This window comes from Pseudomonas sp. G3-19 (assembly GCF_054855875.1).
Window position 1 is genome coordinate 364,505 of sequence record NZ_JBMPIQ010000003.1, and the last position, 22,054, is coordinate 386,558.

Below are 22,054 nucleotides of genomic sequence, written 5' to 3' on the forward strand. Positions count from 1 at the left end.
ACCCAAAATCTTCATTTCGATCTATTAGAGACGACTGGGGCCGCTTCGCAGCCCATCGGGGATAAATCCCCTCACCACAGGCTCACTCCTACAGGGAGAAGCGTTGTGAATCAGCTCAACTCAAGCCAGATCGGCGCATGATCCGACGGTTTTTCCATGCCGCGCAGTTCATAGTCCACGCCCGCATCCTTGACCCTTGGCAGCAAACCATGGGACGCCAGGATCACGTCGATGCGCAGCCCGCGCTTCGGTTCGTCTTCAAAACCACGGCTGCGATAGTCGAACCAGCTGAACATGTCGGTCACGTCCGGGTTCAAGTGGCGATAGCTGTCGGTCAGGCCCCAGTTTTTCAGGCGGGCCATCCACTCGCGCTCTTCCGGCAGGAAGCTGCATTTGCCAGTTTTCAACCAGCGCTTCATGTTGTCCGGGCCGATGCCGATGTCGCAGTCCTCCGGGGAAATGTTCACATCACCCATCACCACCAGCGGCTGCTCGTTGTGAAACTGGCTTTCCAGCAGGGTTTGCAGGTCGCTGTAAAAGCGTTGCTTGGCCGGGAATTTGGTCGGGTGGTCGCGGCTTTCGCCCTGCGGGAAGTAGCCGTTCATGATGGTCACCGGCACGCCATTGGCGTCGGCGAAGGTGCCCCAGATAAAGCGGCGCTGTGCGTCTTCTTCATCGCTGGCGAAGCCTTTGTGGATCGCAAGCGGTTCTTTGCGCGACAGCAGCGCGACGCCGTAATGGCCTTTCTGACCGTGGAAATAAACGTGGTAGCCCAGCGCACGCACTTCTTCCAGTGGGAACTGGTCGTCGTGGACCTTGGTTTCCTGCAGGCCGATCACGTCCGGCTGATGCTTTTCGATCAGCGCTGCCAGCTGATGCGGACGGGCGCGCAGTCCGTTGATGTTGAAGGAAACAATCTTCATGGTCGGCAGTCCTGGCAAAAGGGCGATGCTAGCTGACATGTGGGATGGGGGCCAGTGTGGGGTGGGAGAAATCATTTTTGTCTGTGGGATGTGGGTTGCCCGAGCTGACGCCATCGCGAGCAGGCTCACTCCTACAATTTGGAATGCGTACCCCTGTAGGAGTGAGCCTGCTCGCGATTGACGGCCGCCCGGTCGATGAAGAGTCTGGCTTGGTCTATACCTGTGGGGAACTGCGCCACCCGCAAAAGGTTCGTACCATCAAGAGCGCAGTCATTTGAGCCGCGCCCCGGGGGAGAATCACCGTCATGCCTGAAACCCAGACCGCCATCGCCGACATCCACATGCTCGACCGCGGTTACTCGCGCGAAGCCCGATCGCTGCTGTATCAGGCCTATCGCCACGAGCCGACCTTCGGTTACTTGTTCGAGGCCGAGCGGCCGGGTTACGAGCAGCGCGTGCGGGCCACGGTGCGGGAACTGGTCAAACAGCACTTTCTGCAGGATCAGCCGGCCATCGGCCTGTTGGTCAACGACCGGCTGATCGGCATCGCCCTGATCGCACCGCCGCAGCGTCGTCTGGGCATCACCGAAAGTTGGGCGTGGCGCCTGCGCATGGTGCTCAGCACCGGATTCCGCTGCACCCGGCGTTATCTGGAATACCACGATGCGGTGGCCGCCTGCGTGCCCAGCGATTCGGTGCACATGCTGCCGCTGCTGGGGATTCATCCGCAGTTTCAGGGCAAACACTTCGGCGAGCAGTTGCTGACCGCCGTGCATAACTGGTGCGCAGTGGACGAAACCTCGCAAGGCGTGGTGCTCGACACCGGCAACCCGCGCTACCTGGAATTCTACAAACGTCAGGGTTATGAGGAGATTGGCGAAGTGGCCGTCGGCCCGGTGCGCGAGCACGTGTTTTTCCACGCCAATCCGCAGGTGTTACAAACTGCAACGGCTTAGCCATAGAACTTTTCAGGAAATTTCCTGTTCTATCACGCTCCCAAGCCCGTGATAGCATCCGCGCCTATGAAGTTTCCAGGAAGATTTACCAGTGGCGTGCTCATGCTGTTAACCAGCTGCGCGGCGCTGGCGCAAAGTGAATTGGACGTGCGGATCAAACCGTCCAACGATGAACTCAAGGCCAATATAGAAGGTTATATCGGCAGCCTTGGCGATCGTGACGAACAAGCCTTGCTGCGCTTCAGTCGCGGGGCCGAGGAGCAGGCGCGCAAAGCGGCGCAGGCCTTGGGTTATTACCAGCCGCAGATCGACAGTGACGTGAAGGGCGGCGAAAAGCCGCGCCTGGTGCTGAACATCGATCCCGGCGAACCGATTCGTCTGCGCAACGTCACCATCCGCGTCGACGGGCCTGCCGCCTCCCTCAAATCCTTTCGTGTGCCGAGCAGTGACACGCTCAAGTCCGGCGCCGTGCTCAACCATGGGCGTTATGAAGACGCCAAACGCCTGATCCAGAACCAGGCCTCGCGCTTCGGCTTTTTCAGTGGCCATTTCACCAGCCAGAAACTTTTGGTCGACCCGCGTGCCGGGGTGGCCGACGTTGAATTGATCTACGACAGCGGCCCGCGTTATGCGCTGGGCAAAGTCAGTTTCGAGGGCGATACGCCGTTCGACGAAGACCTGCTGCAACGCATGGTGCCGTTCAAGGCTGGCGATCCGTATGACTCCGAGCTGATCGCCGAACTCAACCGCGACCTGCAATCGAGTGGCTATTTCGAAGGCGTGCGCGTCGATGCGGCGCCGACGGCGGCGAAAAACGACGTGATCCCGGTCGACGTCAAACTCGACACGCGCAAACCACGCACCATGGGCCTGGGCCTCGGTTATTCGACCGACGTCGGCCCGCGGATCAAGGCCAACTGGACGCGCCACTGGGTCAACCCGCAGGGCGACAGTTACGGCTGGGAAGCCGAGTTGTCGGCTCCACGGCAGAACGTCGGATTGTTCTATGACATCCCGCTTGACCCGCCGCTGACCGACAAACTGCGCTGGGCCGGTGGTTATCAATACGAAGACATCGACGGCTCCGACACCCTGAGCAAGCTGCTGACGTTTGGCCCGGAATGGCACAGCAAGTTGCCCAGCGGCTGGCAGCGAGTGATCTCGCTGAAATGGCAGCGCGAAGAATATGAACTCGGCGACGACTCCGGCCTGAGTACCTTGCTGATGCCCGGCATCAGTTACTCGTACCTGAAAAGCGACAACCGCATCGACCCGCACAACGGCTATCGCCTGACCTTTGAAAGCAAGGTGGCGAAGGAGGGCCTCGGTTCGGACAACAACCTCTTATATGGCACGGCGTTGATCAAAGGCCTGACCACGGTGTTCGACAACCACCGCTTCCTCGGTCGGGTGCAGGTCGGCGGCAGCGCCACCAATGGTTACAACTCGGTACCGCCGTCCCTGCGTTTCTTCGCCGGTGGCGATCAGAGCGTGCGCGGTTACGACTACCAAAGTCTGTCCCCGGAGAACTCCAAGGGCGACCGTATTGGCGGACGCTACATGGTCGCCGGCAGCGTCGAGTACCAGTATTCGATTGCCGAGAAGTGGCGGGTCGCGACCTTCGTCGACCAGGGCAACTCCTTCAACAAACTCGAACTGCCGAACCTCAAGACCGGGGTCGGTATCGGTGTGCGCTGGGTCTCGCCGGTGGGGCCGATCCGCCTCGACCTGGCCCACGCGCTGGACGACGACGGCGGCATCCGGCTGCACTTTTCCATGGGGCCTGAGCTGTGAAGCGTGGTTTGAAAATATCGGCACTGGCGCTGTTGGCGCTGGTGCTGTTGGTTGTATTGAGCATCAGCGCGGTACTCGGGACGCAGGCCGGCAGCCGTTGGGCGCTGAGCCTGGTGCCGGGTTTGAGCGTGGAGAATTTCCAGGGCCGTCTCGGTGGCCAATGGAGCGCCGATCATCTGCTGTGGCAGCAGGACAGCAGTCGCGTCGAGCTGAACAAGGCAATCTTCGCCTGGTCACCGCTGTGCCTGACCCGCATGACTTTGTGCATCGAACAGCTCAAGGCCGATCGGGTAACTCTGCAATTCCCGCCGAGTGAAGAAACCACTGAAAGCGGCCCGATCAAACTGCCGGATCTGCAACTGCCGGTGGCCATCGAACTCGGCGACGTACAAGTCGGCAGCCTGTTGTTCAACGGCAGCGAGCAGCTCAAGGGCCTGCAACTGGCGGCGCACTGGACCGCCCAGGGCATGCAGATCGACAGCGTGAAATTGCAGCGCGACGACCTCAGCCTGAATCTCTCCGGCCTGCTGCAACCGACCGGCAACTGGCCGCTGAACATCGCCGGTGACCTGAACCTGCCGTCCCCAGGCACTGGCCCATGGACGCTGGCGTTGAAAGTCGACGGCGATCTGCTGAAAACCCTCAACCTGCACGCCGATAGCCTTGGCTACCTCGACGGCCAGTTGAGCGGCGAACTGCAACCGCTGGCGGAAAACCTGCCGGCCAAGGTGCGTATCACCTCCGAGGCATTCAAACCGAGCGCCGATCTGCCGGACACTCTGCAACTCAATCAACTGGTTTTGACCGGCGAAGGTGACTTGAAAAACGGTTACCAGTTAAACGGCAATGCCACGCTGCCCGCCGATAAAGGCCCGGTGGCGCTGCTGCTCAAAGGTAAGGTCGATGCCAGCGGCGCGCAGATCGCCGGCCTCGACCTGACGGCCAACGATAAGCAAAGCCTCAAGCTCACCGGCAGCGTTGACTGGAGCAAGGGCCTCACGGCTCAGGCCAACATCAACTGGCAGGATTTCCCGTGGCATCGGCTGTATAACGAAATCGACGAGCCGCAAGTCGCCTTGCGCACCTTCACCGGCGAAGTCTCCTACACCGACGGTCAGTACCTCGGTAACTTCGCCGCCGACCTCGATGGCCCGGCGGGGGCGTTCAGCTTGAGCAGTCCGTTCAGCGGCAATCTGAAACAGATCGCCTTACCGCAATTGAAAATGCAGGCCGGGCAGGGCAAGGCTGAAGGGCATGTCAACGTGCAGTTCGCCGATGGCATCGCCTGGGACACCGCGCTGGATCTCTCTGCGCTGAACCCGGCGTACTGGGTTGCGGAGCTGCCGGGCACCTTGGCCGGGCCACTGAAAAGCAAAGGCGAAATGAAGAACGAACGCCTGAGCCTCACCGCCGATCTCGACCTCAAAGGCAAATTGCGCGGGCAACCGGCGATCCTGCAAGCCAAGGCTGACGGCGCGGGTGAGCAGTGGAACCTGAATGCCCTGCACATCCGCCTCGGCGATAACAGCATCAGCGGCAAGGGCAGCCTGCAACAGAAACTCACCGGCCAGATCGACATCAAACTGACGCGTCTGGCCCAGCTCTGGCCGCAGCTGCGGGGGCAGGTCACGGGTCAGGTCAACGTTGCCGGTACGCTGAAAGCACCGCAAGGCAAACTTGATCTGCAAGGTTCGCAACTGGCGTTTCAGGACAATCGTCTACAAAGCCTCAACCTCGACGCCACGCTCGACAGTGCGCAACGGGCGAAGATCGACTTGAAGGGCAGCGGCATTCAGGCCGGCGACACCAACCTCGGTGTGTTGACCGCCAGCGCGCAGGGCGACATCAAGAGCCAGAAACTCAACCTCGACCTGCTCGGGCCGAAGCTGAAACTGGCCCTCGGTCTGGACGGCAATCTGGACAAGGGTAACTGGCGCGGTCGTTTGGCCAGCGGCGATATTCAGGCCGGCGGCCAGGACTGGAAACTGCAGAATCCGGCCAAACTCGAACGCCTCGCCGACGGCAAGATCAACTTCGGCGCGCATTGCTGGATGTCCGGCAATGCCAGTCTGTGCGGTGAAGATCAGCGCCTGCTGCCGGAGCCGAAACTGCGTTACCACCTCAAGCAGTTTCCGATCGAAAGCCTGGCGCAATGGTTGCCGAAAGACTTTGCCTGGCAGGGCAAGCTTAACGCCGACCTGCAGCTGGACTTGCCAGCCAGCGGCCCCAACGGCGTGGTCAGCGTCGACGCCAGCGGCGGCACCTTGCGCATGAAGGAAAAGGATCAGTGGCTGGACTTCCCGTACCAGACCCTGAAGCTCACCAGCAAACTCACACCGAAGCGCGTGGACACCGAACTCAACTTCGTCGGCGGCAAGCTCGGCGAATTGATGGTGCAGACACAGCTCAATCCGTTGCCGAAAAACAAACCGCTGAACGGCTCGTTCCGTCTCTCCGGGCTGGACCTGTCGGTGGCGCGGCCGTTTGTGCCGATGGTCGAGAAACTGACCGGGCGCCTCAACGGCAGCGGCACGATATCCGGCGGACTGCTGGCGCCGCTGGTCAACGGTACGGTGAAACTCAGTGACGGCGAAGTCTCCGGCGCCGAGCTGCCGACGGAACTCAAGGATCTGCAACTGCAAGCAGTGATTGCCGGTGAGTCGGTACGTCTGGACGGCGGCTGGAACAGCGGCAAGACCGGCCAGGGCAGCCTCAATGGCAACGTCGCGTGGGGGCAGGCGCTGATAGTCGATCTGGCGCTCAAGGGCACGCAATTGCCGGTCACCGTTGAACCGTACGCCAAGCTTGAAGTGGCGCCGGACCTGAAGATTTCCATGGCCGGCGATGAGCTGAAGATTGCCGGCAAGGTACAGGTGCCGCGAGGCGAAATCACCGTGCGTGAACTGCCGCCATCGACGGTAAAGGTTTCCGACGACACGATCATCGTCGGGGCGCAGACCGAAGAGGGTAAACCACCGATGGCGATGAAAATGGACATCGACGTGGTGGTCGGCGAAGACAAACTGAGCTTCGCCGGGTTCGGCCTGACCGCCAACCTGCAAGGTCACGTGCACATCGGCGACAACATGGACACCCGTGGCGAGCTGTGGCTCAACGACGGCCGTTACCGCGCCTACGGCCAGCGCCTGAACGTGCGCCGTGCGCGTCTGTTGTTTGCCGGCCCGATCGATCAGCCGTATCTGGACATCGAAGCGATCCGCCAGACCGACGACGTGATCGCCGGTATCCGCCTGAGCGGCAGCGCCGAGCAACCGACCACGCAAATCTTCTCTGAACCGGCGATGAGTCAGGAGCAGGCGTTGTCGTATCTGGTGCTCGGGCGACCGTTGAGCACCAACGGCGAAGACAACAACATGCTCGCGCAAGCGGCGTTGGGTCTGGGCTTGATGGGCAGTTCCGGGGTCACCAGCGGCCTGGCCAAAGACCTTGGGATTCAGGACTTCCAGCTCGACACCCAAGGCAGCGGCAACACCACCAGCGTGGTCGCCAGCGGTAATATTTCCGAGAAGCTCAGCTTGCGTTATGGCGTCGGCGTGTTCGAGCCAGCCAACACCATCGCGCTGCGCTACAAGCTGAGCAAGAAGGTATATGTCGAGGCGGCGAGTGGCGTGGCCAGTTCGCTGGATATCTTCTACAAGCGCGATTTCTGAGAACTGGGCCAATAGCCGGGTCGTGACGCTGCGATCCGGTTTTTCCAGGATGTATTAGACTCACCGAGCCCTCAAAACCTTGCCGGTTGCGCCTATGGTCCGCTTGAGTATTGTCTTGCTCGGTAATGACTTTGTCCGTAACCGTTGGTCGACGCTGGCGCTGACCGGCATTGTCTGGGGCGCGGCCGGGGTGGCGATCTTCATCGATGCACTGGACGGCGTGCTGTATTTTCCGCTGCATGTCTTTGGCTATCTGCTGTTACTCGAGGCCCTGATTATCCTGCTGGTGCCAGCACCGCAGACCGGCACCGCCGCCGCGTTGCGCAAGGCGCGCGGTCTGGCGTTCCTGCTGCTTGGGCTGCTGATCGTCGACCGGCAACATGTCGCCAGCCTGATTCTGGCAGTGCTGTTCGGTGTGGCGTTTCTGCTCGATGGCGGCTTTCGGCTGGCGGCGGCGGTGGTGGTGCGCTTTGTCGGTTGGCGATTGTCGCTGCTCACCGGATTGTTCGAAATCACCTTTGGCCTGTTCATCCTCGAACCGTATCCGACGTTGTATAAGGGCACGGTGCCTTTCTGCATTGGCATGAGCATCTTTCTTTCGGGCTGCGCGTTGTTGCGCCAGTCACTGCGCTTCAAACACCAGCCACCGTTGGCGAGTCCGGCCTCGGTCGGTGGGCCGGCCCCCAGCACAGCGCTGGTGATCCATGTCTGGACCCCCAGCGGCACCGTCGATGACACTCTGGTGCGCAACCGTCTGCTCAACCGCTATATCGCCGCGGTCGACATCAACGGCGTGATCTCCGCCGGCCACGCGGCGCTGGAATGTGGCCCGGAGATTTACATCAGCCATTACCCGCTGGACGACATCGATCGTTCGGCGGGGGATTTCGTGCGCTTGCTGCGGGCGACGCCGAACAACGATGTCGCCGGGCGGTTTCTGCCGGACTATGCGGGGGAGGTGGCCGACTGGTGCCCGTCTTCGGTTCAGGTCAGTTTTGCTCACTATGACGCCCGGCGGTTGCAGGCGTTCTGGGCTGAGTATCGACAGAACAGCACATACAACCTCACCAGCCGCAACTGCTCGAGTGCCGTCGCCCACAGCCTCGAAGCAGCCCTTGAAGGGGCGATGAATCGCGGGCATTCGAGCATGCTCGATTTCGCCAGAGTGATCCTCAGCCCCGAGTTCTGGGTGGCGGCGCAGGTGCGTAAACGCGCCGAAGTGATGGCCTGGACGCCCGGTCTGGTGCTCGATTATGCACGGGCGTTGCATGCCGCCATCGAGCCGGCACCGCCGGGCTGGCACAGCATGTATGCGGTGATCAAACGCGCTTGCGGTTATGCGCTGACGGCCTTGCGCGGGCGCGAAGTGCATCCCCTCCAGCCGCCATCTGTGCATCCTTCCGACAAATCCTGACCGACGTTACACCCAGTCGCTGCCTTCGCGAGCAAGCTCGCTCCCACATTGATCCATGTATGCATGAGATCCCTGTGGGAGCGAGCTTGCTCGCGAAAGCGTCAGTGCGGGCAACACAAAAACCCACTCCACTGGTCAACTAATTACAAAGCAACCTAACTATTACGTTGACATTCGCTGCCTAGGCAGTAACATCTCGACATACATTCACTGCCTAGGCAGTTATTAGGTGAGCACATGAAGCATTTCACCCCGGACGAATTCAAACATTGCCATCTCGGCCTGTTGCTCGGCCGTGCCGCGCTGCTCAAGGACCGGATCATCGACACCCACATGGAACCCCACGGCATCACCGCCGCGCAGTTCAAGGTGTTGATCATCATGGCCCAGTTCGGCGTCGACACCCCGGCCGAGCTGTGCCGGCATCTGTCGCTGGACAGCGGTTCGATGACACGCATGCTCGATCGTCTGGAGCAGAAAGGCTTCCTGGTTCGCCAACGCAGCGAAGGCGATCGCCGTCAGGTGCAGCTCAAGCTCACCGAGCAGGGCCAGCAACTGGCCGATCGCCTGCCGCACATCGGCGCCGATGCGATGAATGAACTGGCCGGTGCCGTCACTACGGACGAGTTGAAAACCCTGGAATACATCCTCAAGAAAATCCTGCTGGCAGCCGGTGACCCGATCACTATCCAGCGGTTAGGTGAACACAATGAGCGGTAAAACCTTGCGCACCAGCCTGACCCTGGTGCTGTCGGCGATGATCCTCGCCGGCTGCGCCAATTACAGCGGCCTCGACACACAGGGCAAAAGCCTGGATGCGAAAAGCCTCAACGCCAGCCAGTCCCTCAACGGCGTGACCCTGTCGCCGGCCGCCTGGCCGAAGAGCGACTGGTGGACCAGCCTTGGCGATTCGCAACTCGACGGGCTGATCCGCGAAGCGCTGCACGACAGCCCGGACATGCAGATCGCCGAAGCCCGCGCGCATCAGGCCAGCGCCGCCGCGTATGCCGCCGATGCCGAACGCTATCCGACCCTCGACGCCAGCGCCGGCATCAGCCGTTCGCGCTTGGCCAAGGATCAGGACCCGCGAGGGCAGGGCGATGCCTACGCCACCGTGCGTAACGTCAGCGCCGGTTTCAATTACAACTTCGACCTGTGGGGCGGCCAGCGTGATGCCTGGGAAGCTGCACTCGGTCAGGCTCGCGCTGCCGAAGTCGACCGTCAGGCCGCGCAATTGACCCTCGCCGCCGACGTGGCCCGGGCCTACAGCGATTTGGGTCAGGCGCACATCGTCTACGACCTGGCCAACGACGATCTGAAACGCACCAAACAGATGCTTGATCTGAGCCAGCGCCGCTTGAGTGCCGGGATCGACAGCCAGTACCAGTTCCAGCAAACCCAAAGCCTTGAGGCCAGTTCCGAAGCCAGCCTGATCGACGCTGAAAAACGTCTGAACAGCGCGAAAATCGCCCTGGCCGTACTGCTCGGCAAAGGCCCGGATCGCGGCAACGAAATTGCTCGACCGAAAGTTCTGCAAGCCAGCGCCGTGGCGGTGCCGTCGGTGTTGCCGGCGGAACTGCTCGGTCGGCGTCCGGATCTGGTCGCTGCGCGCTGGCGCGTAGAGGCGGCGAGCAAAGACATCGACTCGGCGAAAACCCGCTTCTATCCCAACTTGAACCTCACGGCTTCGGCCGGTGCCGAATCTTTGTTGGGTGACGCGATGTTCGGGTCGGCCAGTCGCTTCTTCAGCATCGCCCCGACCATTTCGGTGCCGATCTTCGACGGTGGACGCCTGCGCGCCAACCTCGATGCGCGCGACGCCGATTACGATCTGGCGGTGGCGCAGTACAACAAAAGCCTGGTGAAAGCCCTCGGTGATGTCAGCGACACGATCAACCAGTTGCGTGACATCGGCCGGCAGATCGGCGCGCAGCAGCACGCCACCGAGATTGCTCAGGATTCTTACAACACCGTCGTCCAGCGTTACGGTTCCGGCATCGGCAACTACCTGGACGTGCTCAGCATCGAGCAGCAATTGCTGCAGGCCCAGCGTCAGCTGGCCAACCTCAATGCCGAGCAGATCGACCTGTCGATTCAACTGATGCAAGCGCTGGGCGGCGGCTTTCAGGGTGAAACCCTGACCGCAGCCAACGCCACCCCAGCCACGTCGCACAACTAATTCAGGTATTTGTCATGGCCACTGCCGAAAACACTCAAGCTCAAGCCAACACCCCCGACACCGGCAATCCGCGCAAGCGCAAAGTCATGCTGTTGGTCTTGGCCGTTATCGTGCTCCTCGCCTGTGCTGGCGTGTGGGCGTATCACGAATTCATCGGGCGCTTCAACGAGAGCACCGACGACGCCTACGTCAACGGCAACGTCGTGGAGATCACCCCGCTGGTCACCGGCACCGTGGTCAGCATTGGCGCTGACGATGGTGATCTGGTTCACGAAGGTCAGGTGCTGATCAACTTTGACCCGAACGACGCTGAAGTCGGCCTGCAAAGTGCCCAGGCGAAACTGGCGCGTACCGTGCGTCAGGTGCGCGGCCTGTACAGCAACGTCGATGGCATGAAAGCCCAGGTCAACGCGCAACAGGCAGAAGTACAGAAAGCGCAGGACAACTACAACCGCCGGAAAAACCTCGCTGCTGGCGGGGCGATTTCCCAGGAAGAGCTGTCCCACGCCCGCGACGACCTGACCTCGGCGCAAAACGCCCTGGCCAACGCCAAGCAGCAACTGAAAACTACCAGCGCGCTGGTCGATGACACCGTGGTTTCGTCGCACCCGGACGTGATGTCCGCCGCAGCGGATCTGCGTCAGGCGTACCTGACCAACGCCCGTAGCACCCTGATCGCGCCAGTCACCGGTTACGTCGCCAAGCGCACCGTGCAACTCGGTCAGCGCGTACAGCCGGGCACCGCGCTGATGGCGGTGATTCCGCTGGATCAACTGTGGATCGATGCCAACTTCAAGGAAACCCAATTGCGTGACATGCGCATCGGCCAACCGGTGGACATCGAGTCCGACATCTACGGCAGCAGCGTGAAATACAGCGGCACCGTCGACAGCCTCGGCGCCGGTACCGGCAGCGCGTTCGCCCTGTTGCCGGCGCAGAACGCCACCGGTAACTGGATCAAGATCGTGCAGCGCGTGCCGGTGCGGATTCACATCAACGCCGAAGAACTGGCCAAGCACCCGCTGCGGGTCGGCCTGTCGACCAACGTAGAAGTGAACCTGCACGACCAGAGCGGCCCGGTACTGGCCCAGCAACCACCGCAAAAGGCCTCGTTCAGCACCAACGTCTACGACCGCCAACTGGCCGAAGCCGACGCGATGATTGCGCAACTGATTCACGACAACAGCGCTGCGGTGAGCAAGACCGCGCAACGCTGAATCTTCCCCCTGTGGGAACAGGTTCTCAAGGTGATGAGATTTACTGTGGCGAGGGGATTTATCCCCGATGGACTGCGCAGCAGACCCAGCTTTTCTGAATCAAAGGAGGGGCCGCTTCGCGACCCATCGGGGATAAACCCCCTCACCACAGATGAACTTCCTCATCACAAGGGCCTGTTCCTTATGGGCAACTGCTTCTTTAACAGACGCAGCGTCAACCCGGTTTCATAGGATTCACAATGAGCAATAACGCCTCTTTCACGCCGCCCAGCCTGTTGCTCAGCACCATCGGCCTGTCGCTGGCGACGTTCATGCAAGTGCTCGACACCACCATCGCCAACGTGGCTCTGCCGACGATTTCCGGCAACCTTGGGGTGAGTTCGGAGCAGGGCACCTGGGTGATCACCTCGTTCGCCGTGAGCAACGCGATTGCGCTGCCGCTGACCGGTTGGCTCAGCCGCCGTTTCGGTGAGGTGAAGCTGTTTCTCTGGGCCACCATTCTGTTCGTGCTGGCCTCGTTCCTCTGCGGTATCTCCACCTCAATGCCGGAATTGATAGGCTTCCGCGTGCTGCAAGGCCTGGTGGCCGGGCCGCTGTACCCGATGACGCAAACCCTGTTGATTGCCGTGTATCCCCCCGCGAGGCGCGGCATGGCCCTGGCGTTGCTGGCGATGGTCACAGTGGTCGCACCGATTGCAGGTCCGATTCTTGGTGGCTGGATCACCGATAGCTACAGCTGGCCGTGGATCTTCTTCATCAACGTACCGATCGGCATCTTTGCGGTGATGGTGGTGCGCTCGCAACTGGCCAAGCGCCCGGTGGAAACCAGTCGCCAACCGATGGACTACGTCGGGCTGATCACGTTGATCATCGGCGTCGGCGCGTTGCAGGTGATCCTCGACAAGGGCAATGACCTGGACTGGTTCGAGTCGAACTTCATCATCATCGGCGCGGCGATTTCGGTGATCGCCTTGGCAGTGTTCGTCATCTGGGAAATGACCGACCAGCATCCGGTGGTGAACCTGCGGTTGTTCGCCTACCGCAACTTCCGCATCGGCACGCTGGTGCTGGTCCTTGGATACGCCGGTTTCTTCGGCATCAACCTGATCCTGCCGCAGTGGCTGCAAACCCAGATGGGTTACACCGCGACCTGGGCCGGTCTGGCGGTGGCGCCGATCGGGATTCTGCCGGTGCTGTTGTCGCCATTTGTCGGCAAGTACGCGAACAAGTTCGACCTGCGCCTGCTGGCCGGTCTGGCGTTCCTCGCGATTGGCCTGAGCTGCTTCATGCGCGCCGAGTTCACCAACGAGGTGGACTTCCAGCACATCGCTCTGGTGCAGCTGTTCATGGGTATCGGCGTGGCGCTGTTCTTCATGCCGACCCTGAGCATCCTGATGTCCGACCTGCCGCCAAGCCAGATCGCCGACGGCGCAGGCCTGGCAACCTTCCTGCGCACCTTGGGCGGCAGCTTTGCGGCATCGTTGACCACGTGGATCTGGATCCGCCGCGCCGATCAGCATCATGCGTACATGAGCGAAAGCATCAGTACCTTCGAACCGGCGACCCGCGAGACCTTGAACCATTTAGGCGGCGCGAGCCAATCGGCGTACGCGCAGATGGATCAGATCCTCACCAGTCAGGCGTACATGCTCTCCACCGTGGATTACTTCACGTTGTTGGGCTGGGGCTTCATGGGGCTGATTCTGATTGTGTGGCTGGCGAAGCCGCCGTTTGCGGCGAAGGCCGGGCCTGCTGCTTCAGGACACTAAGGTCAAAAGCCCCTCACCCTAACCCTCTCCCGGAGGGAGGAGGGGACTGACTGAGGGTTTCTTTCGAGGTCCGCCGACCTGAGCCACCGAGTTGAACTCAGGTTTTGAATAGCATGAAGATCGGCTCCCTTTCCCCCTCGCCCCCCTGGGGGAGAGGGCTGGGGTGAGGGGGGGCGATCTTCAGCCGTGCGGCAGGGCCGGCGGCGGAGCAAAGTCGAACGGTGCCAGGGCATACCCGTTCTCATCCACCTGCAACGCCCAGCCCTGACGATCCCAGTCCCCCAGCACAATCCGCTTAGCTGCCTGCTCGCCGAGTTGCAGCTTGTGGATCGCCGGACGATGGGTATGCCCGTGAATCAGGGTTTTCACCGCGTATTGCTGCATGATCCGCGGAATTTCCTCAGGTGTGACATCAACAATGTCATTGGCCTTCATCCGCGTCTGCGCGCGGCTTTCGCTGCGCAGCTTGCGCGCCAGTTTGTGGCGGGTGCTCAGCGGCAGGTGGCGCAGGATGAACAAGGTGATCGGGTTGCGCAGGTAGCGCCGCAGCTTCATGTAGCCGACATCGCGGGTGCACAGGCTGTCGCCGTGCATCAGCAGCACCGGCTCGCCATAAAACTGCACGACACTCGGGTCCTTCAACAGCGTGCAGCCGGCTGCTTTGCAGAAGGCCTTGCCGAGCAGGAAGTCGCGATTGCCGTGCATCAGAAAGATCGCCGTGCCGCTGTCGCTCAACTGGCGCAGGGCCTGGCAGATGGAACGCTGGAAGGGCGTCATGGCGTCGTCGCCAATCCATGCCTCGAAAAAGTCGCCAAGGATATACAACGCACTCGCCGAGCGGGCGCGTCCGGCGAGCAAATCCAGAAACGCCCGGGTAATGTCCGGGCGCTCCTCTTCCAGATGCAAGTCTGAAATCAGCAATATCACGCTTCGATGATCTCGGCTTTCTCGATGATCACGTCGTCTTTCGGCACGTCCTGGTGACCGGCCTTGGAAGTGGTGGCAACGGCTTCGATCTTGTCGACGACATCGGTGCCGGCAACGACTTTACCGAACACGGCGTAACCCCAGCCCTGAGCGGTCTTGGCGGTGTGGTTGAGGAAGCTGTTGTTGGTGGCGTTGATGAAGAACTGCGCCGAGGCCGAGTGCGGGTCCATGGTGCGGGCCATGGCCAGGGTGTACTTCTCGTTCTTCAGGCCGTTGTCGGCTTCGTTCTGGATGCTGGCGCGCTTGTCTTTCTTTTCCTGCATGCCAGGCTGGAAACCGCCGCCCTGGATCATGAAACCCTTGATCACACGGTGAAAGACTACGTTTTCGTAGTGACCGGCCTTAACGTATTCAAGGAAGTTGGCAACGGTGATCGGCGCTTTTTCAGCGTCCAGTTCGATGACGATGTCGCCGTAGTTGGTGGTCAGTTTGACTTGAGTCATGATCGGTGCTCTTTTTCAATGAAGCGTTTTATAAGGAATTCGTGGGTATTGGGACATTTGCGCCCTATACCGGTTCAGCCCATCGGCCAAGGTGCGCAGTTTAGCGTGACAGGCGCGAATTTCGAGGCTGTTTTTCATATCCCGGCGATTAAATGCGCTCCTTTATAGGCCGCGCTCTGTCAGGCCCTTGACAGCATCGGCTATGATAGCGGCTTTGTTTTGTCTGGCCCCCTTTGCGGCCGCGCACATGTAAGTCAAGGATCCTATGAGCAAGCCCACTGTCGACCCTACCTCGAATGCCAAGTCCGGCCCTGCCGTGCCGGTCAATTTCCTGCGGCCGATCATCCAGGCAGACCTGGACTCGGGCAAGCACACCCAGATCGTCACCCGTTTTCCGCCTGAGCCCAACGGCTACCTGCACATCGGCCACGCCAAGTCGATCTGCGTGAACTTCGGCCTGGCCCAGGAGTTCGGCGGCGTCACGCACCTGCGTTTCGACGACACTAACCCGGCCAAGGAAGACCAGGAATACATCGACGCGATCGAATCCGACGTCAAATGGCTGGGCTTCGAGTGGTCCGGCGAAGTGCGCTACGCCTCGCAGTATTTCGACCAGTTGCACGATTGGGCCATCGAGCTGATCAAGGCCGGCAAGGCCTACGTCGACGACCTGACCCCGGAGCAGGCCAAGGAATACCGTGGCAGCCTGACTGAGCCAGGCAAGAACAGCCCGTTCCGCGACCGTTCGGTGGAAGAGAACCTCGACTGGTTTGCGCGCATGCGCGCCGGTGAGTTCCCGGACGGTGCCCGCGTGCTGCGCGCGAAGATCGACATGGCCTCGCCGAACATGAACCTGCGCGATCCGATCATGTACCGCATCCGCCACGCCCATCACCATCAGACCGGTGACAAGTGGTGCATCTACCCGAACTATGACTTCACCCACGGTCAGTCGGACGCCATCGAAGGCATCACCCACTCGATCTGCACCCTGGAATTCGAAAGCCATCGTCCGCTGTACGAGTGGTTCCTGGAAAACCTGCCGGTGCCGGCCAACCCGCGCCAGTACGAGTTCAGCCGCCTGAACCTGAACTACACCATCACTAGCAAGCGCAAGCTCAAGCAACTGGTCGATGAAAAGCACGTCAATGGCTGGGATGACCCGCGCATGTCGACGCTGTCGGGCTTCCGTCGCCGTGGCTACACGCCGGCGTCGATCCGTAACTTCTGCGACATGATCGGCACCAACCGTTCCGATGGCGTGGTCGACTTCGGCATGCTCGAGTTCAGCATCCGCCAGGACCTGGACGCGAACGCCCCGCGTGCCATGTGCGTGCTGCGTCCGTTGAAAGTCGTGATCACCAACTACCCGGAAGGTCAGGTCGAAAACCTCGAACTGCCGCGTCATCCGCAGAAAGAAGAACTCGGCGTGCGCCAGCTGCCGTTCGCCCGTGAGATCTACATCGACCGCGATGACTTCATGGAAGAACCGCCAAAGGGCTACAAGCGCCTGGAGCCTAACGGCGAAGTACGTCTACGCGGCAGCTACGTGATCCGTGCCGAGGAAGCGATCAAGGACGCCGACGGCAACATCGTCGAACTGCGTTGCTCGTACGACCCGGACACCCTCGGCAAGAACCCTGAAGGCCGCAAGGTCAAAGGCGTGATCCACTGGGTGCCGGCCGCTGCCAGCATCGAGTGCGAAGTGCGTCTGTACGATCGCCTGTTCCGTTCTCCGAACCCGGAGAAGGCCGAAGACAGCGCGAGTTTCCTCGACAACATCAACCCTGACTCACTGCAAGTGCTGACCGGTTGTCGTGCTGAGCCATCGCTTGGCAACGCACAGCCGGAAGACCGTTTCCAGTTCGAGCGCGAAGGCTACTTCGTCGCCGACATCAAGGACTCGAAACCAGGTCAGCCGGTATTCAACCGTACCGTGACCCTGCGTGATTCGTGGGGCCAGTGATTTAGCGTCAAGGAAATATAAAGTGCTGACGATCTACAACACGCTCACCAAGAGCAAAGAAGTCTTCAAGCCGCTGGATGGCAACAAGGTGCGCATGTACGTCTGCGGCATGACCGTGTACGACTACTGCCACCTCGGCCACGGCCGCAGCATGGTCGCGTTCGACCTGGTGACCCGCTGGTTGCGGTTCAGCGGTTACGGCCTGACCTACGTGCGCAACATCACCGACATCGACGACAAGATCATCAATCGTGCCCGCGAGAACGGTGAGTCGTTCGACGCGCTGACCGAGCGCATGATCGCGGCGATGCACGAAGACGAAGCGCGCCTGAACATCAAGAAGCCGGACATGGAACCGCGCGCCACGGATCACATTCCGGGCATGCACGCGATGATCCAGACCCTGATCGACAAGGGCTTCGCTTACGCTCCGGGCAATGGCGACGTGTATTACCGCGTCGCCAAGTTCATGGGTTACGGCAAGCTGTCGCGCAAGAAGATCGAAGACCTGCGCATCGGTGCGCGCATCGAAGTCGACGAGTCGAAAGAAGATCCGCTGGACTTCGTCCTGTGGAAAGCCGCCAAACCGGGCGAGCCGAGCTGGGAATCGCCGTGGGGCGCCGGGCGTCCGGGCTGGCACATCGAGTGCTCGGTGATGTCCACCTGCTGCCTCGGTGAGACCTTCGACATTCATGGCGGCGGCAGCGACCTCGAGTTCCCGCACCATGAAAACGAAATCGCCCAAAGCGAAGCGGCCACCGGCAAGACCTACGCCAACGCGTGGATGCATTGCGGCATGATCCGTATCAATGGCGAGAAGATGTCCAAGTCCTTGAACAACTTCTTCACCATTCGCGACGTGCTCGACAAGTACCACCCGGAAGTCGTGCGTTACCTGCTGGTGTCGAGCCACTACCGCAGCGCGATCAACTACTCGGAAGACAACCTCAAGGACGCCAAAGGCGCACTCGAGCGTTTCTACCACGCGTTGAAAGGCCTGCCGAACGTGGCACCGGCCGGCGGCGAAGCGTTCGTCGAACGTTTCACCACCGTGATGAACGACGACTTCGGCACGCCGGAAGCCTGCGCGGTGCTGTTTGAGATGGTTCGCGAGATCAACCGTCTGCGCGAGAGCGATCTCGACGCGGCGGCCGGTCTGGCGGCGCGCCTCAAAGAACTGGCCAGCGTGCTGGGTGTGTTGCAGCTCGAAGCCGATGACTTCCTGCAGGCCGGCGCCGAAGGGCGTGTCGATGCCGCTGAAGTCGAGGCGCTGATCGCTGCGCGTCTGGCGGCACGTGCCGGCAAGGACTGGGCCGAATCCGACCGCATCCGCGACCAGCTCACCGCCATGGGCGTGGTGCTGGAAGACGGCAAGGGTGGCACGACCTGGCGTCTGGCTGACTGATTGCCTGATCCGCGTTAAAACAAAACCCGCCGAGTGCGGGTTTTGTTTTTTCTGGCGGGGCCTTAGCTCAAGGCGCCGGTGCTGACCGCGACGATCAGGAAAATCCCCAGCACCGCACGGTAGATGACGAATGGCCAGGTGGAGAACTTCTCCAGAAAACGCATCAGGCCCCAGATCGCGAAGAACGCCGAGATGCTGGCAATCACCAGACCGAAAATCAGGTGCCCCCAAACGGCAGCTGGAAGGTCGGCATGGAACAACACCCACAACTCTTTCAAACCGGCGAGGGCGATGGCCGGCAGCCCGAGCAGGAACGAGAACCGCGCCGCTTCTTCACGCTTGAAGTTGAGAAACAACGCCGCCGTCAGCGTCGAGCCGGAGCGCGACACCCCAGGAATCAGCGCGCCAATCTGTGCGATGCCGACGATCAGCGCATCGCGCAGACGCATTTCGTCAACGCTGCGCCGATGGCGGCAGGTCAGTTCGGCAGCCGCCAGCAGCACCGCCATGACCACGCAGGAAATCCCGATCACCATCAGGCCGCGCAAGGGTGAGTTGCAGGCGTTGAGTGTCGATGACAAAGCTATACCGGCGATGCCGATGGGGATGGTCGCCAGCACGATGGCCACCGCGAGGATGAACCAGCGATTGTTGAAATCCCGTTGGCGCACCGCATCGACGCTGCCGCCGACCACTTGGCGGACATCGCGCCAGAAATAACTGACCACCGCCGCCAGTGCCGCCAATTGCATCGCTGCGGAAAACGCCGAGCCGGGATCCGGCCAGCCGAGCAGGGCCGGGACGATGCGCATATGCGCGGTGGAGGAAACGGGCAGCAACTCGGTGATGCCTTGAATGATGCCGAGGAAGCCGATCTGCAGGTAGTCCAGCGAAGCGAAGCCGATATCGAGGCCGGTGGAACAGATGTTGGTCAAAGCACTTATCCTGTGAAAATCAGGAGGAGGGAGGTGTCTGAATCAATGGCATGGCGAAAAACTGAAACATTTCGTCACAGTCTAGTCGGTTCGGTCAATGAGGGCGGATTGATAGTTGTGGGGTGACTGGGCTGGCGCCTTCGCGAGCAAGCCCAATCCCACATTGGATTTTTGTCATGTCTGATTTTTGTGTACGACACGGATCCCCTGTAGGAGCGGGCTTGCTCGCGAAGAGGCCGGTTCAGCCACCCTGTCACTCAGCCTGACGCAAGCGCTTGTAAAGGGTATTGCGACTAACCCCCAACCGCCGCGCCAGATGCGAAATATTCCCCCCGGCTGCTTTCAACTCCCGGTTCAACGCTTCCACATCATTCAGATCCAGCCCCAGCGGCTGCACGCTCTCCACCGGCTCCATCTCCAGATCGACAAAAAAGTCATCCGGCAAATGCTCCGGCCGCACCGGCTGTTCCTCGGCCATTGCCAGCGCTACCTGCATCACACTGCTGACCTGACGCAGATTACCCGGCCACGGGTGCCGCTCGAACAGCTCCAGCACTTCGCGGCTGAGCCCGGCCCATTGCGTCGGTTCGCGATGCTGCTCCCACAGGCGTTTGAACAGCGCCTCTTTATCACTGCGCTCTCTGAGCGGCGGCAGTTCCAGTGTCAAACCGCCAATTCGGTAGTACAAGTCCTCACGAAATCGGCCCAATTGCACTTGTTCGCGCAAAGAGCGGTTGGTCGCCGAGATGATCCGCAGATCCACCGCGAACAACTCGCTGCTGCCCACCGGTTGCACGCAGCGCTCCTGCAACACCCGCAACAACCGCGCCTGAGTCGGCAACGGCATGTCGCCGATTTCGTCGAGGAACAGGGTGCCTTTGTCGGCTTTGCGGATCAGGCCGATGCTGCCTTTCTGGTTGGCGCCGGTGAACGCGCCTTTTTCATAGCCGAACAGTTCTGATTCCACCAGTTCGGCGGGGATCGCCGCGCAGTTGACGGCGATAAATGCCTGTTTGCTTCTCGAACTGGCCTGGTGCAGGGCTTTGACGAAGACTTCCTTGCCGACTCCGGTTTCGCCGTGGATCAGCAGCGGAATGTCTTTTTCCAGCAGGCGTTCGGCCTGACGCACGGCTTTTTCCACCCGGCTGTCACCGAAGTGCAGGGTGCTGAGGCTGATGGCGCCCGCGGGTTTGAGCGACGTTTCGGCGCTTTTCGGTTCAGCAAATACCCGAGGCTGAACCGCTGCCTGTTGCGGTCGCTTCAACAAACACTGAAAACGGTTGCGCCCGGAGGTCTGCAGGGCGAACGGCAAGCCGTCGGGCTGATTCAACAGCTCCAGCAGCGACACGTTGAACAGGCTCTCGACACTGACCCGCGACAGGCGCACGCCGAGCAGATTGTCCGCCCGGCGATTAGCCGACAGCACCTGCCCGCTCTCATCGAAAATCAACAAACCGGCCCACTGACTGTCGAGGTTGTTCAACCCGGTGTTGAAGGTCAGTTGAAAGTGCTGGCCGTGGAACAGGTTGAGGATCAGCCGGTTCTCCACGGTCTGGCTCATCATCTTGACCATGCCCAGCGTGTGCGAGGGCGGCAAATAGCTGTCGCTGGACACGTCGAGTACGGCGATAACTTTGCGCTCGGCATCGAAAATCGGCGCGGCGGAACCGGTCATGAAACGGTTGGCTTTGAGAAAGTGTTCATCGTGCTCGATGTGCACCGCTTGCTCGCAGGCCAGCGCGGTGCCGATCGCATTGGTGCCACTGCAGCGTTCCATCCAGCTCGCCCCGGCGCTAAACCCTCGGGCCAGGTTCGGCTCGATAAAGCGCTGAGTGCCCCACGAGGTCAGCACCTGACCCTGATGGTCGGCGAGCATGATCAGGCAATTGGAGTTGCTGAGGATGTTCTCGTAGTACGGCAGCACTTCCTGATGGGTGGTTTGCACCAGCGCGTGGTGACGGTCGAGCAGCTGGGCGATGCCGGCGGCGGGCAATTGATCGAAGGCCGGGGTGCTTTGGTGGTCAAGGCCGAAGGCGCGGCAACGTTGCCAGGAGGTCTGGACAATCGCGTCGTGGGACAGCGGCGGGGCAGGTGCGGCCATGGTGGTGGGCCTCTGAAGGGCATTTTATTGTTGTTATGGCACTGCTTTCAAAACCAACACAGATCAAAACTGTGGGAGCGGGCTTGCTCGCGAAAGCGGTATATCAGACACATTTACATCGACTGACACACCGCATTCGCGAGCAAGCTCGCTGCCACAGGATCTCCGGTGTTCACCGAAATGAGTTCATAGAGTGTTGTTCACTATTGTTCATTGTCAATCGCCCAGCTGTTCAAATGTGTTCAGCAATGAACGCCTGATCCCCGCGTTTTCAGCCCTTTTCACGACAAATCA

15 protein-coding genes are annotated in these 22,054 nt (G+C 60.8%); 10 read left to right on the forward strand and 5 right to left on the reverse strand.

Annotated elements, in window-relative coordinates; all coding sequences use genetic code 11:
• Window positions 1-110: 110 nt before the first annotated feature.
• Window positions 111-923, reverse strand: a complete 813-nt coding sequence (gene xthA / locus ACOYXI_RS01745; RefSeq protein ID WP_247842040.1) for an exodeoxyribonuclease III — start codon at window positions 921-923, stop codon at window positions 111-113.
• A gap of 305 nt (window positions 924-1,228) precedes the next feature.
• On the opposite strand from xthA, the gene ACOYXI_RS01750 reads away from it, so the two are divergent.
• From ACOYXI_RS01750 to ACOYXI_RS01785, 8 genes are all read left to right on the forward strand, one after another.
• On the forward strand, window positions 1,229-1,879 hold the full coding sequence (locus ACOYXI_RS01750; RefSeq protein ID WP_007961094.1) for a GNAT family N-acetyltransferase: 651 nt from the start codon (window positions 1,229-1,231) through the stop codon (window positions 1,877-1,879).
• 66 nt (window positions 1,880-1,945) lie between these two features.
• Window positions 1,946-3,673, forward strand: a complete 1,728-nt coding sequence (locus tag ACOYXI_RS01755; protein ID WP_134785984.1) for an autotransporter assembly complex protein TamA — start codon at window positions 1,946-1,948, stop codon at window positions 3,671-3,673.
• Complete coding sequence (locus ACOYXI_RS01760; RefSeq protein WP_461674199.1) at window positions 3,670-7,344, forward strand: translocation/assembly module TamB domain-containing protein; 3,675 nt, start codon at window positions 3,670-3,672, stop codon at window positions 7,342-7,344. The genes ACOYXI_RS01755 and ACOYXI_RS01760 overlap by 4 nt, the downstream gene beginning before the upstream one ends.
• A 94-nt stretch (window positions 7,345-7,438) precedes the next feature.
• Window positions 7,439-8,758 (forward strand): DUF308 domain-containing protein, encoded by a 1,320-nt coding sequence (locus ACOYXI_RS01765; RefSeq protein WP_461674200.1) that lies wholly within the window; start codon window positions 7,439-7,441, stop codon window positions 8,756-8,758.
• Between the two features lie 237 nt (window positions 8,759-8,995).
• A complete protein-coding gene (locus ACOYXI_RS01770) occupies window positions 8,996-9,478 on the forward strand; it encodes a MarR family winged helix-turn-helix transcriptional regulator (RefSeq protein WP_134785987.1) in 483 nt (160 codons plus the stop codon).
• A complete protein-coding gene (locus ACOYXI_RS01775; RefSeq protein ID WP_461674201.1) occupies window positions 9,468-10,937 on the forward strand; it encodes an efflux transporter outer membrane subunit in 1,470 nt (489 codons plus the stop codon). The genes ACOYXI_RS01770 and ACOYXI_RS01775 overlap by 11 nt, the downstream gene beginning before the upstream one ends.
• 14 nt (window positions 10,938-10,951) lie before the next feature.
• Window positions 10,952-12,154: an HlyD family secretion protein gene (locus tag ACOYXI_RS01780; protein WP_461674202.1), complete on the forward strand. Its 1,203-nt coding sequence runs from the start codon at window positions 10,952-10,954 to the stop codon at window positions 12,152-12,154.
• A 239-nt stretch (window positions 12,155-12,393) separates the two neighbouring features.
• Window positions 12,394-13,923 carry a DHA2 family efflux MFS transporter permease subunit gene (locus tag ACOYXI_RS01785; RefSeq protein WP_047597558.1) on the forward strand — a complete coding sequence of 510 codons (1,530 nt, stop codon included), beginning with the start codon at window positions 12,394-12,396 and terminating at the stop codon, window positions 13,921-13,923.
• A 180-nt stretch (window positions 13,924-14,103) separates the two neighbouring features.
• On the opposite strand, the gene lpxH is transcribed toward ACOYXI_RS01785, so the two are convergent.
• Complete coding sequence (gene lpxH, locus ACOYXI_RS01790; protein ID WP_210557648.1) at window positions 14,104-14,850, reverse strand: UDP-2,3-diacylglucosamine diphosphatase; 747 nt, start codon at window positions 14,848-14,850, stop codon at window positions 14,104-14,106.
• The gene (locus tag ACOYXI_RS01795) at window positions 14,847-15,353 is read right to left on the reverse strand and encodes a peptidylprolyl isomerase (protein ID WP_098968133.1); all 507 of its coding nucleotides are present in this window, start codon (window positions 15,351-15,353) and stop codon (window positions 14,847-14,849) included. Before ACOYXI_RS01795 ends, lpxH begins: the two co-directional genes overlap by 4 nt.
• Window positions 15,354-15,618: 265 nt before the next feature.
• Here ACOYXI_RS01795 and ACOYXI_RS01800 point away from each other — a divergent pair, with 265 nt between their 5' ends.
• Both ACOYXI_RS01800 and cysS read left to right on the forward strand, forming a co-directional pair.
• Window positions 15,619-17,319, forward strand: coding sequence for a glutamine--tRNA ligase/YqeY domain fusion protein (locus ACOYXI_RS01800; protein ID WP_461674203.1), 1,701 nt, complete (start codon window positions 15,619-15,621; stop codon window positions 17,317-17,319).
• A 22-nt stretch (window positions 17,320-17,341) separates the two neighbouring features.
• Window positions 17,342-18,724: a cysteine--tRNA ligase gene (cysS, locus tag ACOYXI_RS01805; protein ID WP_461674204.1), complete on the forward strand. Its 1,383-nt coding sequence runs from the start codon at window positions 17,342-17,344 to the stop codon at window positions 18,722-18,724.
• Window positions 18,725-18,786: 62 nt separating this feature from the next.
• On the opposite strand, the gene uppP is transcribed toward cysS, so the two are convergent.
• Together uppP and ACOYXI_RS01815 are read right to left on the reverse strand one after the other, a co-directional pair.
• Entirely contained in the window at window positions 18,787-19,659 is an 873-nt protein-coding gene (gene uppP, locus ACOYXI_RS01810) for an undecaprenyl-diphosphatase UppP (protein ID WP_134785993.1), read from the reverse strand.
• A 253-nt stretch (window positions 19,660-19,912) separates the two neighbouring features.
• Window positions 19,913-21,760: a sigma-54-dependent Fis family transcriptional regulator gene (locus ACOYXI_RS01815; RefSeq protein WP_461674205.1), complete on the reverse strand. Its 1,848-nt coding sequence runs from the start codon at window positions 21,758-21,760 to the stop codon at window positions 19,913-19,915.
• Window positions 21,761-22,054: the final 294 nt, after the last annotated feature.

Coding starts and splice junctions, on each gene's coding strand:
- xthA (WP_247842040.1), bottom strand. CDS start 923: ATGAAGATTGTTTCCTTCAACATCAACGGACTGCGCGCCCGTCCGCAT.
- ACOYXI_RS01750 (WP_007961094.1), top strand. CDS start 1,229: ATGCCTGAAACCCAGACCGCCATCGCCGACATCCACATGCTCGACCGC.
- ACOYXI_RS01755 (WP_134785984.1), top strand. CDS start 1,946: ATGAAGTTTCCAGGAAGATTTACCAGTGGCGTGCTCATGCTGTTAACC.
- ACOYXI_RS01765 (WP_461674200.1), top strand. CDS start 7,439: ATGGTCCGCTTGAGTATTGTCTTGCTCGGTAATGACTTTGTCCGTAAC.
- ACOYXI_RS01770 (WP_134785987.1), top strand. CDS start 8,996: ATGAAGCATTTCACCCCGGACGAATTCAAACATTGCCATCTCGGCCTG.
- ACOYXI_RS01775 (WP_461674201.1), top strand. CDS start 9,468: ATGAGCGGTAAAACCTTGCGCACCAGCCTGACCCTGGTGCTGTCGGCG.
- ACOYXI_RS01780 (WP_461674202.1), top strand. CDS start 10,952: ATGGCCACTGCCGAAAACACTCAAGCTCAAGCCAACACCCCCGACACC.
- ACOYXI_RS01785 (WP_047597558.1), top strand. CDS start 12,394: ATGAGCAATAACGCCTCTTTCACGCCGCCCAGCCTGTTGCTCAGCACC.
- ACOYXI_RS01795 (WP_098968133.1), bottom strand. CDS start 15,353: ATGACTCAAGTCAAACTGACCACCAACTACGGCGACATCGTCATCGAA.
- ACOYXI_RS01800 (WP_461674203.1), top strand. CDS start 15,619: ATGAGCAAGCCCACTGTCGACCCTACCTCGAATGCCAAGTCCGGCCCT.
- ACOYXI_RS01815 (WP_461674205.1), bottom strand. CDS start 21,760: ATGGCCGCACCTGCCCCGCCGCTGTCCCACGACGCGATTGTCCAGACC.